At 57.8% G+C, this 4,424-nt stretch carries 2 protein-coding genes and 2 pseudogenes; all 4 read right to left on the bottom strand.

All coding sequences use genetic code 11. From position 1 onward, the window contains the following. Positions 1 to 259 (bottom strand): annotated as a pseudogene (locus AAC083_RS13785) (2Fe-2S iron-sulfur cluster-binding protein); the annotation flags it as partial. Continuing rightward, a complete protein-coding gene (gene nrdB / locus AAC083_RS13780; protein WP_108536887.1) occupies positions 256 to 1,389 on the bottom strand; it encodes a class Ia ribonucleoside-diphosphate reductase subunit beta in 1,134 nt (377 codons plus the stop codon). The pseudogene AAC083_RS13785 and the gene nrdB, both read right to left, overlap by 4 nt. A gap of 81 nt (positions 1,390 to 1,470) precedes the next feature. After that, the gene (gene nrdA, locus AAC083_RS13775) at positions 1,471 to 3,738 is read right to left on the bottom strand and encodes a class 1a ribonucleoside-diphosphate reductase subunit alpha (protein ID WP_042034935.1); all 2,268 of its coding nucleotides are present in this window, start codon (positions 3,736 to 3,738) and stop codon (positions 1,471 to 1,473) included. 557 nt (positions 3,739 to 4,295) lie between these two features. Then, positions 4,296 to 4,424 (bottom strand): annotated as a pseudogene (locus AAC083_RS13770) (haloacid dehalogenase); the annotation flags it as partial.

Raw genomic sequence — 4,424 nt, 5'->3', positions numbered from 1 at the left:
CGCCTGGGGAGACGAATGCCAACGGCACATTGGCATAATGCACCGAGCCTGCCAGCAAGGGCGTGCGGCAGGCGCCGCAATAGCCGCTGCGGCACTGGAACTCCACATGATGGCCGTGGCGCTCCAGGGTCTCCAACACGCTCTCGCCGGGATAAGCGAGCAGGGTACCGTCGCGGGTCTGCACCAGCGGCGCCTGTGTGGCCTCTTGCTGTGTTGCAGGCTGCGGGGCAGGGGCCAGCGTGTTGGTGGCGTCACTCACAGCTCAAAGTCACCGAGATCATCTGCGTGTACTTCGCTGTCGATCTGGCCGACCAGGTAGGAACTCACTTCCACTTCCTGCGGGGCGACCTGCACGTTGTCAGAGGACAGCCAGGTGTTTATCCAGGGGATCGGGTTTTGCTTGGCGCCGGCAAAGGCTGACTGCAGACCGACCGCACTCATGCGCAGGTTGGTGATGTACTCCACGTACTGGCAGAGGATGTCCTTGTTCAGGCCGATCATGGAGCCGTCCTGAAACAGGTACTCGGCCCACTCTTTCTCCTGAATGGCGGCTTCCTTGAAGATCTCGAAGCAGGCCTGCTCGCACTCGGCGGCAATCTCGGCCATCTCGGGGTCGTCCTGGCCGGTGCGCATCAGGTTCAACATGTGCTGGGTGCCGGTCAGGTGCAGCGCTTCGTCGCGGGCGATCATCTTGATGATCTTGGCGTTGCCTTCCATCAGTTCGCGTTCGGCGAAGGCAAAGGAGCAGGCGAAGCTGACGTAGAAGCGGATCGCCTCCAGCGCATTGACGCTCATCAGGCACAGGTAGAGCTTCTTCTTCAGCTCGCGCAGTGTGATGGTACGCATCTGTCCGGCGACGCTATGGGTCCCTTCACCGTGCAGGTTGTAGAGCGCGGTCGCCTCGATCAGATCGTCGTAGAAGCAGCTGATGGAGCCAGCGCGCTTCAATATCTGCTCGTTGGTGACGATGTCGTCAAACACCTGGGCCGGGGTGTTGACGATATTGCGAATGATGTGGGTGTAGGAACGCGAGTGGATAGTCTCCGAGAAGGCCCAGGTCTCGATCCAGGTTTCCAGCTCCGGAATGGAGACCAGCGGCAGCAGTGCCACGTTGGGGCTGCGGCCCTGGATGGAATCCAGCAGGGTCTGGTACTTCAGGTTGGAGATGAAGATGTGCTGCTCGTGGGGCGGCAGGGCCTGATAGTCGATGCGGTCGTGGGAGACATCGACCTCTTCCGGGCGCCAGAAGAAGGAGAGCTGTTTCTCGATCAGTCGCTCGAACACTTCGTGCTTTTGTTGATCATAACGGGCCACATTGACCGATTGGCCAAAAAACATCGGCTCTTTGAGCTGGTCGTTTTGGGTTTGGCAGAAAGTTGAATAGGCCATGGTTACCAGAATGTATTAAATGGGTAAAACAGGAGAGCGGGAGCTTGTCGCTCCCGCCCGGTTGTCAGATCTTGCAATGGCTTATATTTTACAAGCCCCACCGGCACAACCGTCATCTTGCATATCGGCTTGTGCGTCATCCGCACCATCACGGGTGTTGTGATAGTAGAGGGTCTTGAGGCCGTATTTGTAAGCGGTCAGCAGATCCTTGAGCAACTGTTTCATCGGCACCTTGTTGCCTTCAAAACGGGCGGGGTCGTAGTTGGTGTTGGCGGAGATCGCCTGATCCACAAACTTCTGCATGATACCGACCAACTGCAGATAGCCATCGACGCTAGGTTGCTTCCAGAGCAGCTCGTATTGATCTTTCAGGCGATGATACTCGGGCACCACCTGTTTGAGAATACCGTCCTTGGAGGCCTTGACCGATACCAGGCCGCGCGGCGGCTCTATGCCGTTGGTGGCGTTGGAGATCTGGCTGGAGGTCTCGCTTGGCATCAGGGCGGTCAGGGTGGAGTTGCGCAGACCCACGGTGCGGATCTCTTCACGCAAGGTTTCCCAATCCAGGTGCAGCGGCTCGTTGCACAGGTTGTCGAGATCCTTTTTATAGGTATCGATGGGCAAAATGCCCTGGGCATAAGTGGTCTCGTTGAACGCCGGGCAGGGGCCGAACTCGCGGGCCAGCTGCACGGAGGCTTTCAGCAGGTAGAACTGGATCGCCTCGAAGGTGCGGTGCGTCAGCGCCAGACCGGAACCGTCGGAGTAACGGGCGCCGTTTTTGGCCAGGTAGTAGGCGTAGTTGATGACGCCTATCCCCAGGGTACGACGGTTCATGCTGCCTTTCTGGGCAGCCTTGAGCGGGTAGTCCTGATAGTCGAGCAGGGCATCCAGGGCACGCACGGCGAGATCGGCCATCTCTTCCAGATCTTCCAGCTTCTCGATGGCGCCGAGGTTGAACGCGGAGAGGGTGCACAGGGCGATCTCGCCCTCTTCGTCATCCACGTTGTTGAGCGGCTTGGTCGGCAGCGCGATTTCGAGGCAGAGGTTAGACTGGCGTACCGGCGCCACGCTCGGATCGAACGGGCTGTGGGTGTTGCAGTGATCCACGTTCTGGATGTAGATGCGGCCGGTACCGGCACGCTCCTGCATCATCAGGGAGAAGAGGTCGACCGCCTTGATGGTCTTCTTGCGAATGGCCGGGTCCTGCTCGTACTTGACGTAGAGTGCCTCGAACTTGTCCTGATCGGCGAAGAAGGCATCGTACAGGCCAGGGGCATCGGACGGGGAGAACAAGGTGATGTCGCCGCCCTTGATCAGGCGCTGGTACATCAGCTTGTTGATCTGCACGCCGTAGTCCATGTGACGGACCCGGTTCTCTTCCACGCCGCGGTTGTTTTTCAGGACCAGCAGGCTCTCCACCTCGGTGTGCCACAGCGGATAGAAGAGGGTGGCCGCACCGCCGCGCACGCCGCCCTGGGAGCAGCATTTGACCGCAGTCTGGAAGTATTTGTAGAAGGGGATGCAACCGGTGTGGAACGCTTCGCCACCACGGATGGGGCTACCCAGACCACGGATACGGCCAGCGTTGATGCCGATACCGGCGCGCTGGGAGACATAACGCACGATGGCGCTGGCGGTGGCGTTGATGGAATCCAGGCTGTCATCACACTCGATCAGCACGCAGGAGCTGAACTGGCGAGTCGGGGTCCGCACGCCGCTCATGATGGGCGTCGGCAGGGAAATTTTGAAAGTCGAGACTGCATCGTAGAAGCGCTTGATGTAGTCCAGACGGGTATCTTTCGGGTACTTGGAGAAGAGGCAGGCCGCTACCAGGATGTAGAGGAACTGCGGGCTCTCGTAGATCTCGCCGGTGACGCGGTTCTGCACCAGGTACTTGCCTTCCAGCTGCTTGACGGCGGCGTAGGAGAAGTCCATATCACGCCAGTGATCCAGGTGCTCGTTGAGCGCCTCAAATTCAGCCTGGGTGTAGTCGGTCAGCAGGTGCTTGTCATATTTGCCCATGTCTACCAGACGGGCGACGTGTTGGTAGAGATGGGGCGGTTCGAACTGGCCGTAGGCTTTCTTGCGCAGGTGGAAGATGGCCAGACGGGCAGCCATGTACTGGTAATCCGGGCTTTGCTCGGAGATCAGATCAGCAGTGGCCTTGATGACGGTTTCGTGGATATCGGCGGTACGGATACCGTCATAGAACTGGATGTGGGACTTGAGTTCCACCTGGGATACCGACACGTTGTCGAGTCCCTCGGCGGCCCAATCCAGCACGCGGTGAATTTTATCCAGATCGATGGGTTCTTTGTGGCCGTTACGCTTCGTCACAAACAAGTTCATTGGCTGATGACCTTTGTAGTTGATTCCCGAAAAACCATCGCACGGCCTTGACCGCCTGGTCGTGATCGACTGCGGGAGCGGGGGCATGTTGTGCGATGAATCACAAGATATAGTGTTATTTTAAGTTCGAGCTACAAGATAGTGAGGTCTACCCGGCTTTGCAATCTGTGGATAAGGCATTAGCTGTGGATAAATTGTGGGTGTTGCGACCCATGTTAGTGGCTGCTCACAGTGAGTGGGTTTTCATGCGTCCGATCCGGTAAATGCAAGCCTGATGATCGAACATGGAAAATTTAAATAACTTTTTTTGCTTGCGAAAACGGGGTGTTTTTACTAGCAAATTCAGTCTGGTTATCCCTTGTGCAGCCTGGGTCAAAAGGTGTCCTGTCCCTGTCGGTTAGCGGTTGCCAAACGGCAAAAATGGGAGATCACTCCTGACCTCCCATCGCATCCTTGCGTACCCCTATGCCCCAGCGGGTGGTGCTCAATTGGGTTTCTTTTGGCAACAAAACTGCCTTTATGATCCATCAATGCCTGTGACCAGGCGGATCATGGGGTCAGGCTACCTCGTAACGTAGCCAGTGGTGCAGGGCCTGTACCGTATCGAAGTGCAGATCTGCGCCCCAGTCGGCGGGATCCTCGTCATCGCTCAGATAACCCCAACCCGCGACGGCGGTGCGCATACC

Source organism: Aeromonas sp. HMWF014 (genome assembly GCF_963878295.1).
GTDB classification, from domain to species: Bacteria; Pseudomonadota; Gammaproteobacteria; order Enterobacterales; family Aeromonadaceae; genus Aeromonas; species Aeromonas popoffii.
Note: the sequence above shows the minus strand (reverse complement) of the source record. Positions and strands in the feature narration are given on the sequence as shown.

What these genes read in the sequence shown, in the direction of transcription:
- nrdA (WP_042034935.1), bottom strand. Translation starts at nt 3,738, where the DNA reads ATGAACTTGTTTGTGACGAAGCGTAACGGCCACAAAGAACCCATCGAT.
- nrdB (WP_108536887.1), bottom strand. Translation starts at nt 1,389, where the DNA reads ATGGCCTATTCAACTTTCTGCCAAACCCAAAACGACCAGCTCAAAGAG.